This window comes from Mesorhizobium sp. WSM4308 (assembly GCF_002294905.1).
Lineage (GTDB): Bacteria > Pseudomonadota > Alphaproteobacteria > Rhizobiales > Rhizobiaceae > Mesorhizobium.
The window spans coordinates 106,874-120,362 of record NZ_NSFW01000015.1; the positions used below are offsets into that span (position 1 = coordinate 106,874).

General features: G+C 64.1%; 12 protein-coding genes. 3 read left to right on the top strand and 9 right to left on the bottom strand.

From position 1 onward, the window contains the following. Positions 1 to 206 precede the first annotated feature (206 nt). Positions 207 to 959 (top strand): sulfite exporter TauE/SafE family protein, encoded by a 753-nt coding sequence (locus CK227_RS25765; protein WP_095774788.1) that lies wholly within the window; start codon positions 207 to 209, stop codon positions 957 to 959. A 143-nt stretch (positions 960 to 1,102) separates the two neighbouring features. On the opposite strand, the gene CK227_RS25770 is transcribed toward CK227_RS25765, so the two are convergent. From CK227_RS25770 to rimM, 3 genes are all read right to left on the bottom strand, one after another. Then, the gene (locus CK227_RS25770; RefSeq protein ID WP_095774789.1) at positions 1,103 to 1,570 is read right to left on the bottom strand and encodes a hypothetical protein; all 468 of its coding nucleotides are present in this window, start codon (positions 1,568 to 1,570) and stop codon (positions 1,103 to 1,105) included. Between the two features lie 111 nt (positions 1,571 to 1,681). Further along, on the bottom strand, positions 1,682 to 2,383 hold the full coding sequence (gene trmD / locus CK227_RS25775; protein ID WP_095774790.1) for a tRNA (guanosine(37)-N1)-methyltransferase TrmD: 702 nt from the start codon (positions 2,381 to 2,383) through the stop codon (positions 1,682 to 1,684). After that, positions 2,380 to 2,979, bottom strand: coding sequence for a ribosome maturation factor RimM (rimM, locus tag CK227_RS25780; protein ID WP_095774791.1), 600 nt, complete (start codon positions 2,977 to 2,979; stop codon positions 2,380 to 2,382). Before rimM ends, trmD begins: the two co-directional genes overlap by 4 nt. 96 nt (positions 2,980 to 3,075) lie before the next feature. On the opposite strand from rimM, the gene CK227_RS25785 reads away from it, so the two are divergent. Next, entirely contained in the window at positions 3,076 to 4,014 is a 939-nt protein-coding gene (locus CK227_RS25785; RefSeq protein ID WP_095774792.1) for a tyrosine recombinase XerC, read from the top strand. 61 nt (positions 4,015 to 4,075) lie between these two features. Then, entirely contained in the window at positions 4,076 to 5,143 is a 1,068-nt protein-coding gene (locus CK227_RS25790; RefSeq protein WP_095774793.1) for a TraB/GumN family protein, read from the top strand. A 671-nt stretch (positions 5,144 to 5,814) separates the two neighbouring features. On the opposite strand, the gene lpdA is transcribed toward CK227_RS25790, so the two are convergent. From lpdA to CK227_RS25825, 6 genes are all read right to left on the bottom strand, one after another. Continuing rightward, positions 5,815 to 7,221 (bottom strand): dihydrolipoyl dehydrogenase, encoded by a 1,407-nt coding sequence (lpdA, locus tag CK227_RS25800; protein WP_095774794.1) that lies wholly within the window; start codon positions 7,219 to 7,221, stop codon positions 5,815 to 5,817. A gap of 24 nt (positions 7,222 to 7,245) precedes the next feature. Then, complete coding sequence (locus CK227_RS25805) at positions 7,246 to 8,001, bottom strand: SDR family oxidoreductase (protein WP_095774795.1); 756 nt, start codon at positions 7,999 to 8,001, stop codon at positions 7,246 to 7,248. Next, positions 7,998 to 8,450 (bottom strand): hypothetical protein, encoded by a 453-nt coding sequence (locus tag CK227_RS25810; protein WP_245318257.1) that lies wholly within the window; start codon positions 8,448 to 8,450, stop codon positions 7,998 to 8,000. The genes CK227_RS25805 and CK227_RS25810 overlap by 4 nt, the downstream gene beginning before the upstream one ends. 65 nt (positions 8,451 to 8,515) lie before the next feature. Next, positions 8,516 to 9,097, bottom strand: a complete 582-nt coding sequence (locus CK227_RS25815) for a hypothetical protein (protein ID WP_095774797.1) — start codon at positions 9,095 to 9,097, stop codon at positions 8,516 to 8,518. Between the two features lie 10 nt (positions 9,098 to 9,107). After that, positions 9,108 to 10,385: a 2-oxoglutarate dehydrogenase complex dihydrolipoyllysine-residue succinyltransferase gene (gene odhB, locus CK227_RS25820; RefSeq protein ID WP_095774798.1), complete on the bottom strand. Its 1,278-nt coding sequence runs from the start codon at positions 10,383 to 10,385 to the stop codon at positions 9,108 to 9,110. Positions 10,386 to 10,416: 31 nt separating this feature from the next. Continuing rightward, positions 10,417 to 13,404, bottom strand: a complete 2,988-nt coding sequence (locus CK227_RS25825; protein WP_095774799.1) for a 2-oxoglutarate dehydrogenase E1 component — start codon at positions 13,402 to 13,404, stop codon at positions 10,417 to 10,419. Between the last annotated feature and the right edge of the window lie 85 nt (positions 13,405 to 13,489).

Here is a 13,489-nt window from a genome sequence, read left to right on the forward strand (position 1 = left end):
GGGGCGACTACACCGTCATTGTTGACGGGTCCGGCAGATTTTTCTTCCGGTTCGGCGCGCACATACAGCTATTTCAGCGCTTTGTCACGCCCGCGCACGAGTCTTTTTTGCCGGCATGGCACCATCGTAATCGCTTCGTGCCGGGTTGCGCCGGCCCTCGGGCCTTTCTAAGCCTGACATAACTGAGTTTTCCGCGGTGGCATTCCATGTCTGTCTTCGACGCCGTCCTGCTGTTCCTGGCGGGCTTCCTGTCCGGCGCCGCCAATGCGGTTGCCGGCGGCGGCACCTTCGTCACCTTCGGCGCCATGACACTGGTCGGCGTGCCGCCGATCGTCGCCAACGCCACGTCCTCGGTCACGCAATTCCCGGGCTATATCACATCGACGCTCGCCTACTGGACCGATATCCGCCACTTCTGGCACGGTGCCCTGCTGCTGTGCCTGATCTCGGCGGCGGGTGCGCTGGCCGGCGCCTTCATCCTTCTGGCACTGTCCAACCCGTCCTTCCGCGCCCTGGTGCCGTGGCTGCTTTTGGGCGCGACCGCCCTGTTTGCCGCCGGGCCGTGGCTGAAGCCGGCGCCAAAGCCCGGTCATGAGGCGGCGGTCGGCTCGCTCGCCGGTCTGCTGGCACAGTTCGTCACCGCCATCTATGGCGGCTTCTTCGGCGCCGGCATGGGCGTGATGATGCTGGCGACGCTTGGCCTGACGCAGGCCGGCGACTACCACCGGCTGAACGCGCTGAAGAACATGCTGGCCGTGGTCGTCGCCGCGGTGGCGATCATCGTCTTCGTCTCGGGCGGTGTCGTCGCCTGGCCGCAGGCGATCGTCATGATTCCAGGCGGTGCGCTCGGCGGCTATGCCGGCGTCTGGATCGCCAAGCGCGTGCCGCAAAACGTGGTGCGCGGCTTCGTCGTCGCCGTCGGCCTGTTTTTGGCGTTTTACTATTTCGGCAAGGGCTGAACCGGATCAGTCCGATTTAGCCAATGACCCGACACCCCGGAATATGTCGTACCGGCGACATCGACCAAGCAAAATCGTCTGATTTTGGACTTGAAGAACAGCCGTAGTCCTTCCCGCCGATTGACCAACTAGCCGACGGTTGCCTAGCCAACGCAGGTGAGGACCGGATTGTTCATCTGCTTTTGCCAATCGGGGCCTAGAGCAGCTTTCGCGGAAAGCGCGTTCTCTGATCCGGGGTCTCCTTGGTGGAACATCTTAATCGCGAACGACTGTCCGTGATGTCCGATAACCATGGGCATGCCGGGCTGATAGGTGGTTGTAGCATTTACCACCGGTCCATTTACAACTGCCGTCGTATTGTAAGTACCGGGTCCCTGCAGGACGGCAATATTGCTCTCGGATGCCCCATTGAGAATCACATAGCTGTCGAAGCCGGCCTTGAGGGTAGCTATTGCAGCTTCCTTTTCAGCCACCTTAGCTGCACCTATACCGCCACAAGCTGGTGCGGCACTCGATTGAACGATAGCCGTATCACGAGACGTCTGAACAGTGCTTGCCGAAGCACAGCCAACCAGTACAGACATGGCCAAGTAAACGATGTTTTTGCGCATACATTCCCCTCCCCAGAGGGGAACAGTAGCGCCGAATTCTTTCTAGAGTCGAGGCAGGCAATGGGGAGAAATAATATTTACAGGCGCTGCTACCGAGGCACGCACTCTTCTTCAATCACTTGTGATCTCAGGCTTATCTAAAAGGTCCGGCCGCCGCTCCCTCGTCAGCTTCTCCGACTCCGCCCGCCGCCAGACGGCGATCTTCTTGTGATTGCCGGAGATCAGCACTTGCGGAATCTCCCGCCCCTCGAATTCCTGCGGCCGCGTGTAGTGCGGATGTTCGAGCAAGCCATTCTCGAAACTTTCCTCCTCGCCCGACACCGCATTGCCCATCACGCCGGGTAGCAGCCGCACCACCGCGTCGAGCAGCACGAGCGCCGCCGGCTCGCCGCCGGAGAGGATGAAATCGCCGATCGAAACTTCCTCCAATCCCCGAGCCTCGATCAGCCGCTGGTCGACGCCCTCGAAGCGGCCGCACAGGATGACGGCGCCCGGCCCGGCGGCAAGCTCGCGTACTCGTTCCTGGGTCAGCGGTTTACCGCGCGGGCTCATCAGAAGGCGCGGACGCGCATCGCCCGGCGGTGAGGCATGGTCGATGGCTTTGGCCAGGACATCGGCGCGCATCACCATGCCAGCACCGCCGCCGGCCGGCGTGTCGTCGACGGTGCGGTGCTTGTCGGTGGCGAAATCGCGGATCTGGATCGCCTCCAGCGACCAGGTCCCGGCCTCGAGCGCGCGGCCCGCCAGCGACAGGCCGAGCGCGCCAGGAAACATCTCGGGATAGAGCGTCAGCACCGAGGCCTGGAATGTCACCGGTTGCCCCCGGCGTCGCGCGGCCCGCGCGGCCTGCCCTTCGGGTCGAAATCTTCCTCGCGCGGCGCCTCGCCATCCTCGTCCTCGACCAGCCCGGCCGCCACCGGGTCGACGCGGACAAAGCCCTCGGCGATCGACACGTCAGGCACGGCGGCCTGGGTGAACGGGATCAGCACGCCCTTGCGGCCGGCAAGCGTCACGTCGAGAATGTCGCCGCCGCCGAAATTATGCACCGCGACCACCTTGCCGAGCGCGGTGCCGGTGTCGTCGCGAACCTCCAGTCCGACCAGGTCGGCATGGTAGAACTCATCCTCCTCGCCATCGTCCGGCAGCATCGAGCGATCGACGAACAATTCCGTGCCGGCGAGCGCTTCGGCGGCATTGCGGTCGCTGATGCCCTTGAAACGCACCACGACGACGGTGTTGGCCGGCCTTATGTCCGTGATCTGGAAGGCGCGGCCGTCCCTGGCATAGAGCGGCCCATAATCGGCCAGCGCCATCGGATCGCCGGTGAAGGTCTTCACCCTGAGTTCGCCCTTGATGCCATGGGCGGCGCCGATCACGGCCATCTGGACAGGGTTTTGCGGCTTGCTCATCGCGAATATCCTTTGGCCTGCTCTAACCCCACGCGGCTGTCATTTCAATGACGCGCTCTTCACCGCTTCCTAACCCGGATACAAGAAAATGCCGCCATGCAGGAATTCCTCATCCCGGCGAAACCCGATCTCCAGGCGGCGCGTGAAAGCTGGCTGAAGATGCTCGCGCGTGAACGTCGCCTGTCACCCGAGACAGTGGAAGCCTATGAGCGAGACACGCGCCAGTTCCTGCATTTCCTCACCGGCCATTGCGGCGGCTCGCCCGGCGTTTCCGACATCGCCAATCTGCGTCCGGCCGATCTGCGCGGCTTTCTTGCCGCCCGCCGCAACGCCGGCGCCGGCGCCCGCACGCTGGGCCGAGGTCTGGCCGGCATCCGCTCACTGCTGCGTTTCCTCGAACGCCGTGGCCTGGTCAACGCCGCGGGCGCCGCCGCGCTGCGCGCGCCGCGCCAACCCAAATCGCTGCCAAAACCGCTGACGGCGAGCGACGCCAGACAGGTCGTATCGGTGGAAGGCCAGCTGGCCGAGGAGCCCTGGATCGCCGCCCGCAACGCCGCCGTGCTGACGCTGCTCTACGGCTCGGGCCTGCGCATTTCCGAGGCGCTCGGCCTCGCCGGCGCCGATCTGGCCTCGGAGGCCGACACCGTGCTGCGCGTCACCGGCAAGGGCGGCAAGACGCGGCTGGTGCCGGTGCTGCCGGTGGCGCTCAGGGCTATCGCCGAATACCGCCGGCTCTGCCCCTACCATCTCGATCCCAAGGAACTCCTGTTTCGCGGCGCGCGCGGCGGCCCGCTCAACCCGGCCATCATCCAGCGCGACATGGCCAAACTGCGCTCGGCGCTCAACCTGCCCGACACCGCGACGCCGCACGCGCTGCGCCATTCCTTCGCCACGCACCTGCTCGGCCGTGGCGGCGATCTGCGCACCATCCAGGAACTGCTCGGCCACGCCAGCCTGTCGACGACGCAGATCTACACCGGCGTCGACACCGCAAGGCTGCTGGAAATCTACGAATCGGCCCATCCAAGGGCGTGACCTCTTCAATTTCGTGCCCCCAATTAACCGTTTTGCCGCTTTTCATCCTTAGAAAGGGGTCATGAAACGCGTCATTGCCATCGCCGACCGTGCAGCTTCCATCTCGCTGAAGCTGCTTGTCGCGCTCAACGTGCTGTTTTTCCTGTCCTTCCTGGCCGTCCTGCTGTTCGCGGCCGGCAGGGCGCATGCGGAAGTCCCGACCTGCAGCGGCGCCGACATGCTGTCGGCCCTGCAGAAGAGCAGCCCTGCCACCTACAGCAAGATCGAGGCGGAAGCCGCCGCCACGCTGAATGGCAAGGGCCTGTTGTGGAAGCTGGAGAAACCGGGCGAACAGCCCTCCTACCTGTTCGGCACCATGCACATGACTGACCCGCGCGTCACCACGTTGCCGCCCGAGGCACAGAAGGCCTTTGACGCCGCCGGCACCCTCATCATCGAAACCACCGACGTGCTCGACAAGCAGAAGATGATGACGGCGATGCTGAAGGAGCCGGACCTGATGATGTTCACCGACTCCACGACGCTGTCATCCTTACTGAAGCCGGACGAAGCGGCGGCGATGAACGCCGCACTCGACGCGCGCGGCATCCCGCCGGCAACCGTCGCCAAGATGAAGCCGTGGATGCTGTCGGCGATGATGGCGCTGCCGGCCTGCGAACTCGCCCGCCAGTCCGGCGGGGCACCGGTGCTCGACGTCAAGCTGGCCGAGAGCGCCAAGGCGGCCGGCAAGCCGGTGGAAGGTCTGGAAACGGCCGAAAGCCAGTTGCGCGCCATGGCCTCGCTGCCGCTCGCCTTTCATATGAAGGGCCTGGTCGACACGCTGAAGCTCGGCGACAAGGTCAACGACATCAACGAGACCATGATCGTGCTCTACCAGCGCGGCGACACCGGCATGTTCTGGCCATTGTTCCGCGCCGCCATGCCGGACGAGCAGAACGATCCCTCGGGCTATGCCGCCTTCGAGGAAACCATGATCACCAGCCGCAACAAGGTGATGGTCGATCATGCCGGGCCGATCCTGGCCAGGGGCAACGCCTTCATGGCGGTCGGCGCGCTACACCTGCCCGGTCCCGAGGGACTGGTCGAGGATTTCCGCAAAGCCGGCTATACTGTCACCGCCGTCAATTGAGTCGGATGGCAGCGGGGGGACCAAAACGCCGCGTTTCCGGCGGTTTCCTTCGCCAGAGTGAAACCCATTCAACGGTTGCGCGTTGATGGCTATTGATTGATCATTTTCATCCACGGAGGACACTTTTATGGCGAATCCATCGAACGACACTCCCAGGCCAAGCGGCGGCGGCGGCGGCAGCCCCTGGCTGATTGCGCTGGTCGTCGTTATCCTGGCGATTGTCGCATATTACGTTTTCGGCAGACGCGGCGAACATCCGGCACCCGCCGAACCGCCGGCGGCCAGCACACCGGCTCCCGCGCCAGCTCCGGCAGAACCAATGAAGCCCGCTGAACCGGCCAAGCCGGCAGAACCAGCTCCTGCTCCTGCTCCTGCTCCGGCACCCGCGCCCGCGCCGGCCCCTGCGCCCGCTCCGGCGCCCGCACCAGCGCCTGCTCCAGCACCGGCCAACTGATCGGCCCGGCACCAGATACCAACGGCCCGCTGAAATGCGGGCCGTTTTGTTTTGGGTGATGACCGTTGGGGGCCTTGGCAGCGGAGCAGAATTCCGCACCGCAGGAGCGCTCTGAAGCCACCGCATGGATCCCTTGGGCTGCGGACCAGCTCCAGGGGTCTGCGCCGCGTCGCTTCGCTCCTTGCTCCGCCATAGGACGACGAAGCGCGGGGCGCCCTCAGATATGGATCGGCTTGAAGAAGGTGGCCAGCGCCGCTTCCTTCACCGCTTCCGACATCGTCGGATGCGCATGGCAGGTGCGGGCGAGATCCTCCGACGAGCCGCCGAACTCCATCAGCACCGCCGCTTCGTGGATCATCTCGCCGGCGCCGAAGCCGACAATGTGCACGCCGAGCACGCGGTCGCTGGCCTTGTCGGCGAGGATCTTCACAAAGCCGTCCGTGTGCAGCATGGCGCGGGCGCGGCCATTGGCGCTGAACGGGAATTTTCCGACCTTGTAGTCGATGCCGGCCTTCTTCAGCTCCTCCTCGGTCTTGCCGACCGAGGCGATTTCCGGACTGGTGTAGACGACGCTCGGAATGACCTCGTAGTTCACATGGCCCACCTGGCCGGCGATGGTTTCGGCCACCGCCACGCCCTCATCCTCGGCCTTGTGCGCCAGCATCGGCCCGGCGATGACATCGCCGATGGCATAGATGCCCGGCACATTGGTCTTGAGATGCCCGTCGGTCTTGACCCGGCCGCGCTCGTCGACCTCGACGCCCGCTTCCTTCAGCCCGAGACTGTCGCAATAGGCGCGGCGTCCGGTGGCGATCAGCACGACATCGGCTGCGATGGTTTCGGCGGCGCCACCCTTCACCGGCTCGAAGCTGACGGTCGCACCCTTCTTGGCCTTGGCGACGCCGGTGACCTTGGCGCCGAGCTTGAACTCGAAACCTTGCTTGGACAACAGCCGCTGGAACTGCTTGGAGACCTCGCCGTCCATGCCGCCGAGGATCGTGTCGAGGAACTCGACGACGGTGACCTTGGCGCCGAGCCGCGCCCAGACCGAGCCGAGCTCGAGCCCGATGACGCCACCGCCGACCACCACCAGATGGCCGGGAACCTTGTCCAGCGCCAGCGCGCCGGTCGACGACACGATGATTTTGTCGTCGAAATCGACCTTGACGCCGGGAATGCCGGCGACGTCGGAACCGGTGGCGATGACGATGTTCCTGGTCTCGATCTCCTCGACCTTGCCGTCCTCGCCCGTCACCGACACCTTGCCGGCCGCCACCACCTTGCCGGTGCCGCGGAAGCTGTCGATCTTGTTCTTCTTGAACAGGAAGGCGACGCCGTTGACGTTGGACGACACCGTCGCGTCCTTGTGCGCCATCATCTTCTTCAGATTGAGCTTCGGCGCTGGTATCTCGACGCCCAGCGTGTCGAAGGAATGGCCGGCCTCGGCGAACATTTCGGAGGCATGAAGCAACGCCTTGGACGGGATGCAGCCGATGTTGAGGCAGGTGCCGCCGAAGGTAGCGTTCTTCTCGACCACCGCGACCTTCAGGCCGAGCTGTGCCGCCTTGATGGCGCAGACATAGCCGCCGGGTCCCGATCCGATGATAACGACGTCATAAGCCATGATATTGTCCTTCTCGATTGGGGCTCAGCGGCCGCCGCTGACATTCAGGATCGCGCCCGTCGTATAGGACGCGGCGTCGGATAGAAGATAGAGAACCGCACCCGCGACTTCATCCGCGGTGCCGGCTCTTTTCATCGGCAGCGTGTCCTGGATCAGCGCCACCCTATCCGGCTGTCCGCCGGAAGCATGGATGTCGGTGTCGATGATGCCCGGCCGCACCGCATTGACGCGGATGCCTTCCAGCGCCACCTCGCGGGCGAGCCCGACGGTGAACGTGTCGATGGCGCCCTTGGAGGCGGCATAGTCGACATAATTGTCCGGCGCGCCCAGCACCGCCGCAGCCGATGAGATGTTGACGATGGCGCCGCCCTTGCCGCCATGGCGCGTCGACATGCGCTTGACCGCCTCGCGGCCGCACAGAATGGAACCGACGACATTGATGCGCATCATGCGTTCGAGCCGCGCCGCGCTCATCTCCTCCACACGCGCCTTGGCGTCGACAATGCCGGCATTGTTGACGAAGGCGTCGAGCCGGCCGAAGCTGCGGTCGACGGCCTCGAAGATGGAGATGATATCGGCCTCGCTGCCGACATCGCCCTTGACCGCGAAAGCCTCGCCGCCGGCCGCCTTGATTTCACCGACCAGCGCATCAGCGGCAGCGTTGTTCGAGGCATAGTTGACCGCGACGCGATAGCCGGCCTTGGCCCCAAGCCGGCAGACGGCGGCGCCGATGCCGCGACTGCCGCCGGTGACCAGCAGCACCTTTTGCGCCTCGCTCATTCCTGGCATCCCTTCAGCGTGAACACATCCGACGGAACTTTCGAAAAGCCGCCGCCGCCATAGGCCGGGGACTGACGCAGCGCCGGACCGAGAGCCGGCAGGATCAGCGTCTTCGGCGCCTCGACGCCTTGCGCCGGCAAGAGCCCGATGCTGCCCTTGTCGTCGGACGTGTAGATGACGCCGTGCCAGGGGGTACAGGCGGCGAGCTCGGCGCCGGTGGTGTCGCCCTCGGGGCATTTGTACATCAAGGAACCGTTCGGCCGTGCCACGCCTTCGTTCCACATCACGATGCCGTTCAGCACGACATTGTTGTCGAGGATCATGCGGAAACTGTTGGTGACAACAGCCGATGTGCCGGTCGGGGCAAAATCGATCTCGCTGCCGCTCTGGCCATCGCCATAGACGGCGAGCTCGATCGGGCAGGCGGCGAACGCGCTCGCCGGGATCATCGCCGCACCGACCGCTATCGATGCAGTCGACAGGCTTTCCGACAAGAACGAACGGATCGTCACGGTTATCCGCCTTGAACAGCTTGATCGAGAATGAAGATCGTCGAGAGAAAATAGTCTATCTCGAACGCAACGTTATTATCCTTGTCGACCGGAATGGTGTTCATCTCGTATTTGAGGGTCAAGATACGAGAACCATCCGCCAACTCGATATAAATGTCGCGCTCCCTACCACCGCCGATTGTCCACCTGAATTCGCTCTCGTTCAGGAACTGCAGGGCCTTAGGCAAAGTATGTATGTCTATTGGCTTTCGGCCTCCAAACATTGCTGGGTGCCGCCCCACATCGACATCCAGATGGCCGTGCCAAGTCGACATCATTCCACCCGGTTGCAATCTTCCGAAGACAGGTTCGATGCTAATCGACCGCAAGCGAAAATCTGGGCTGAAGAAGAACTCGCAATTGGTGCCATAGATACACCACGCCGACTCGGGATCTCCGTGGCGATAGTGATTGTCGGCTCGCAAATCCTCCGTATCTATAAGGCTGCGAACCGTTTCACGGTTGCCCTTGCCGAGTTCGATCGGACCCGCGCGGCCTGTCGCGACAAGCTCGAACAGGTCGATTGGCTCGACAGACTCAGCCACCGCAGTAGGCCTAGAGATCGAGCACCAGCCGTTCCGGATCCTCCAGGCTTTCCTTGACGCGCACCAGGAAGGTCACGGCTTCCTTGCCGTCGACGATGCGGTGATCGTAACTGAGCGCCAGATACATCATCGGCCGGATAACGATCTGGCCGCCGACCACGACAGGCCGGTCCTGGATCTTGTGCATGCCCAGAATGCCCGACTGCGGCGCGTTGAGGATCGGCGTCGACATCAGCGAGCCGTAGACGCCGCCATTGGAAATCGTGAAGGTACCGCCCTGCATGTCGGCGACCGACAGCTTGCCGTCGCGCGCGGCGATGCCCAGCCGGCCGATCTCCTTCTCGATCTCGGCGATCGACATCTGGTCGGCGTCGCGCACGACCGGCACGACGAGGCCCTTCTCGGTGCCGACGGCGACGCCGACATGGGCAAAGTTCTTGTAGATGATGTCGGTGCCGTCGATCTCGGCATTGACCGCCGGGATTTCCTTCAGCGCGTGGGTGACGGCCTTCGTGAAGAAGCCCATGAAGCCGAGCTTCACGCCGTGCTTCTTCTCGAACACGTCCTTGTACTTGGTCCGCAGCGCCATCACCGCCGACATGTCGACCTCGTTGAAGGTGGTGAGCATGGCGGCGGTCGACTGCGCTTCCTTCAGCCGGCGCGCAATGGTCTGGCGCAATTTGGTCATGCGCACGCGCTCTTCGCGCGAGGCATCGTCGCCGGAAGATGGCGCGCGCGCCGAAATCGGTGCCGGCGCCGCCTTCGGCGTCTCGGCCGGCTGCGACGGCGCACCCTTGGCGATGGCGTCGAGCACGTCGCCCTTCAGCACCTGGCCGCGCTTGCCCGAACCGGAAACCTGGTCGACCGACAGATTGTGCTCGGCGATCAGCTTTGCCGCCGCCGGCGCCGGCGGCATGCTGCGCGGCTCGATGGAACCGGCATCGCCGGCGACCTTGGCGGTTTCGGCGGCGGCCTGCTTGCTGGTCGAAGCCGCATCCGGCGACGAGGCCTGAGCCACGGCCTGCGGCTTGGTCGCCGGCGCGGTGGCGCCACCTGCCGAGATCGAGCCCAGCAACGCGCCGACACCGACGGTCTCGCCTTCCTTTGCGACGATTTCGCCCAGCGTGCCGGCGGCGGCGGCCGGAACTTCCACCGTCACCTTGTCGGTTTCGAGCTCGACCAGCGGCTCGTCGACGGCAATGGCATCGCCGACCTTCTTGAACCATTTGCCGATGGTCGCCTCGGTGACGGATTCGCCGAGAGTGGGAACGCGGATTTCGGTAGCCATTGTGCCTGTCCGTTTCTGTCGGTTCTGTTCTTTATTCGCCGAGCGCGTCTTCGAGCAAGGCGGCGAGCTGGGCAAGGTGCTTGGACATCAATCCGGTCGCCGGCGACGCGGCCGCCGGCCGGCCGGTGTAGCGCACCCGCTGATGCTTGGCGTCGATATGCGCCAGCACCCATTCCAGATACGGGTCGATGAACGACCAGGCGCCCATGTTCTTGGGCTCCTCCTGGCACCACACCATCTCGGCGTTGCGGAAGCGTGACAGTTCAGTGATCAGCGCCTTGGCCGGGAAAGGATAGAGCTGTTCGACGCGCAGCAGATAGATGTCGTTGATGCCGCGCTTCTCGCGCTCCTCGTAGAGGTCGTAATAGACCTTGCCCGAACACAGCACGACACGGCGGATCTTGGAGTCCTTGGTGAGCTTGATCGGCTGGTTGGGCAACAGCTGCGCGTCGTCCCACAACAGCCGGTGGAACGAGCTTTCGCCCGAGATTTCCGGCAGCGTCGACACCGCCCGCTTGTGGCGCAGCAGCGACTTCGGCGTCATCAGGATCAACGGCTTGCGGAAGTCGCGCTTCAGCTGCCGGCGCAGGATGTGGAAGTAGTTGGCCGGCGTGGTGCAGTTGGCCACTTGCATATTGTCTTCGGCGCAAAGCTGCAGGAAGCGCTCCAGCCTGGCCGAGGAGTGTTCGGGACCCTGGCCTTCATAGCCATGCGGCAAGAGACAGACGAGGCCCGACATTCTGAGCCACTTGCGCTCGCCCGACGAGATGAACTGGTCGAACACCACCTGGGCGCCGTTGGCGAAGTCGCCGAACTGCGCTTCCCACAAGGTCAGCGCCTTTGGCTCGGCCAGGCTATAGCCATATTCGAAGCCCAGCACCGCCTCTTCCGACAGCATCGAGTTGATGACTTCGTAGCCGGCCTGCGCCGCCGACAGATTGTTGAGCGGGATGTAGCGGGTCTCGTCGCGCTGGTCGTAGAGCACCGAATGGCGCTGCGAGAAGGTGCCGCGCTCGGAATCCTGCCCCGACAGGCGGATCGGATTGCCGTCGAGCAGGATGGCGCCGAAAGCCAGCGCCTCGGCCGTCGACCAGTCGATGCCTTCACCGGACTCGATCGCCTCACGGCGGTTTTCGAGGAAGCGGATGATGGTCTTGTGCGCCTCGAAACCCTTCGGCACCTCGGTCAGCTTCTTGCCGATTTCCTTCAGCGTCTTGACCGGCACGGCGGTCTTGCCGCGCCGCTGTTCGTCCTGGTTGTCGGCCGTGCGCAGGCCCGACCAGGCGCCGTCCAGCCAGTCGGCCTTGTTGGGCTTGTAGCTCTGGCCGACTTCCCACTCGGATTCCAGATGCGCGCGCCAGTCGGCCTTCAGCTGGTCGAGCTCGGCCTGGGTGATGTGACCCTCGGCGATCAGCCGGTCGCCATAGATCTGCACCGTCGTCTTATGGGTGCGGATGTTGCGGTACATGATCGGCTGGGTGAAGGCCGGTTCGTCGCCCTCATTGTGGCCGAAGCGGCGGTAGCAGAACATGTCGACCACGACCGGCTTGTGGAACTTCATGCGGAATTCGATCGCCACCTTGGTGGCGTGGACCACGGCTTCCGGATCGTCGCCATTGACGTGGAAGATCGGCGCCTCGATCATCTTGGCGACATCCGACGGATAGGGCGACGAGCGCGAGAAGCGCGGATTGGTGGTGAAGCCGATCTGGTTGTTGATGATGAAGTGCAGCGTGCCGGCGACGCGGTGGCCGCGCAGGCCGGACAGGCCGAGGATTTCGGCGATCACGCCCTGGCCGGCGAAGGCGGCGTCGCCGTGCAGCAGCAGCGGCAGCACCTTGGCGCGCTCCTCCAGCGGCACGATCTCCTCGCGGCTGCGGCCGAACAGATAGTCCTGCTTGGCGCGCGCCTTGCCCATCACCACCGGGTCGACGATTTCCAGATGCGACGGGTTGGCCGTCAGCGACAGATGCACCTTGTTGCCGTCGAACTCGCGGTCCGACGAGGCGCCGAGATGGTACTTGACGTCGCCCGAGCCCTCGACCTCGTCGGGGGCGGCCGAACCGCCCTTGAACTCGTGGAAGATGGCGCGGTGGGGCTTGGCCATCACCTGGCTGAGCACGTTCAACCGGCCGCGATGCGCCATGCCGAGCACGATCTCCTTCATGCCGAGCTGGCCGCCGCGCTTGACGATCTGCTCCAGCGCCGGGATCAGCGCCTCGCCGCCGTCGAGGCCGAAGCGCTTGGTGCCCTTGTACTTGACGTCGATGAACTGCTCGAAGCCTTCGGCCTCGACCAGCTTCTGCAGGATCGCCTTCTTGCCGGTGGTGGTGAAGGAGATTTCCTTGTCGGCGCCCTCGATGCGCCCCTGGATCCAGGCCTTCTCCTCGGGGTCCGAGATGTGCATGAACTCGACGCCGAGCGTCGAGCAATACGTACGGGTCAGGATCTCCAGCATCTGCCGGATGGTGCCGAATTCGAGCCCCAGCACATTGTCGAGGAAGATCGGCCGGTCGTAGTCGGCTTCGGTGAAGCCGTAATTCTCCGGCGACAACTCATTGTAGTCCTCGAGCGGCTTGGCGATGCCGAGCGGGTCGAGATTGGCGTGCAGATGGCCGCGCATGCGGTAGGCGCGGATCATCATGATGGCGCGCACCGAATCGCGCGTCGCCTGGTGCACGTCGGCATCGGAGAGCACGATGCCGTTGGTGACCGCCTTGTCCTTGACCTTCTTTTCCAGGTGCTTCTCGACGATGCCCCAATTGCCGTCGAGCGCCGAAACCAATTCGCCATTGGCCTGCAGCGGCCAGGAAGGCTTGGCCCAGGAAGCGCCCTTGGCGTTCCTGCGCACATCGCCGGCATCGTCCTTCAGCCCGGCGAAAAACTCCTGCCATTCGGGATTGACCGAGGCGGGATCGTCCTCATAGGCGGCATAGAGCGCGTCGATGTAATCGGCGTTGCCGCCATAGAGGAACGAGGTGAGCGAGAACTGGTCGTTGGCCTGATCTTGTCTTGCCATGTCGTTTCAGCGGAGCCTGGCTCCGTCTCCTTACGTTTGCGGCAGCGCCGCGATAGTGGGCGATTCACTCGCCCTTCTTGTCCCC

Coding starts and splice junctions, on each gene's coding strand:
- CK227_RS25765 (WP_095774788.1), top strand. CDS start 207: ATGTCTGTCTTCGACGCCGTCCTGCTGTTCCTGGCGGGCTTCCTGTCC.
- CK227_RS25770 (WP_095774789.1), bottom strand. CDS start 1,570: ATGCGCAAAAACATCGTTTACTTGGCCATGTCTGTACTGGTTGGCTGT.
- rimM (WP_095774791.1), bottom strand. CDS start 2,979: ATGAGCAAGCCGCAAAACCCTGTCCAGATGGCCGTGATCGGCGCCGCC.
- CK227_RS25785 (WP_095774792.1), top strand. CDS start 3,076: ATGCAGGAATTCCTCATCCCGGCGAAACCCGATCTCCAGGCGGCGCGT.
- CK227_RS25790 (WP_095774793.1), top strand. CDS start 4,076: ATGAAACGCGTCATTGCCATCGCCGACCGTGCAGCTTCCATCTCGCTG.
- lpdA (WP_095774794.1), bottom strand. CDS start 7,221: ATGGCTTATGACGTCGTTATCATCGGATCGGGACCCGGCGGCTATGTC.
- CK227_RS25805 (WP_095774795.1), bottom strand. CDS start 8,001: ATGAGCGAGGCGCAAAAGGTGCTGCTGGTCACCGGCGGCAGTCGCGGC.
- CK227_RS25810 (WP_245318257.1), bottom strand. CDS start 8,450: ATGATCCCGGCGAGCGCGTTCGCCGCCTGCCCGATCGAGCTCGCCGTC.
- odhB (WP_095774798.1), bottom strand. CDS start 10,385: ATGGCTACCGAAATCCGCGTTCCCACTCTCGGCGAATCCGTCACCGAG.
- CK227_RS25825 (WP_095774799.1), bottom strand. CDS start 13,404: ATGGCAAGACAAGATCAGGCCAACGACCAGTTCTCGCTCACCTCGTTC.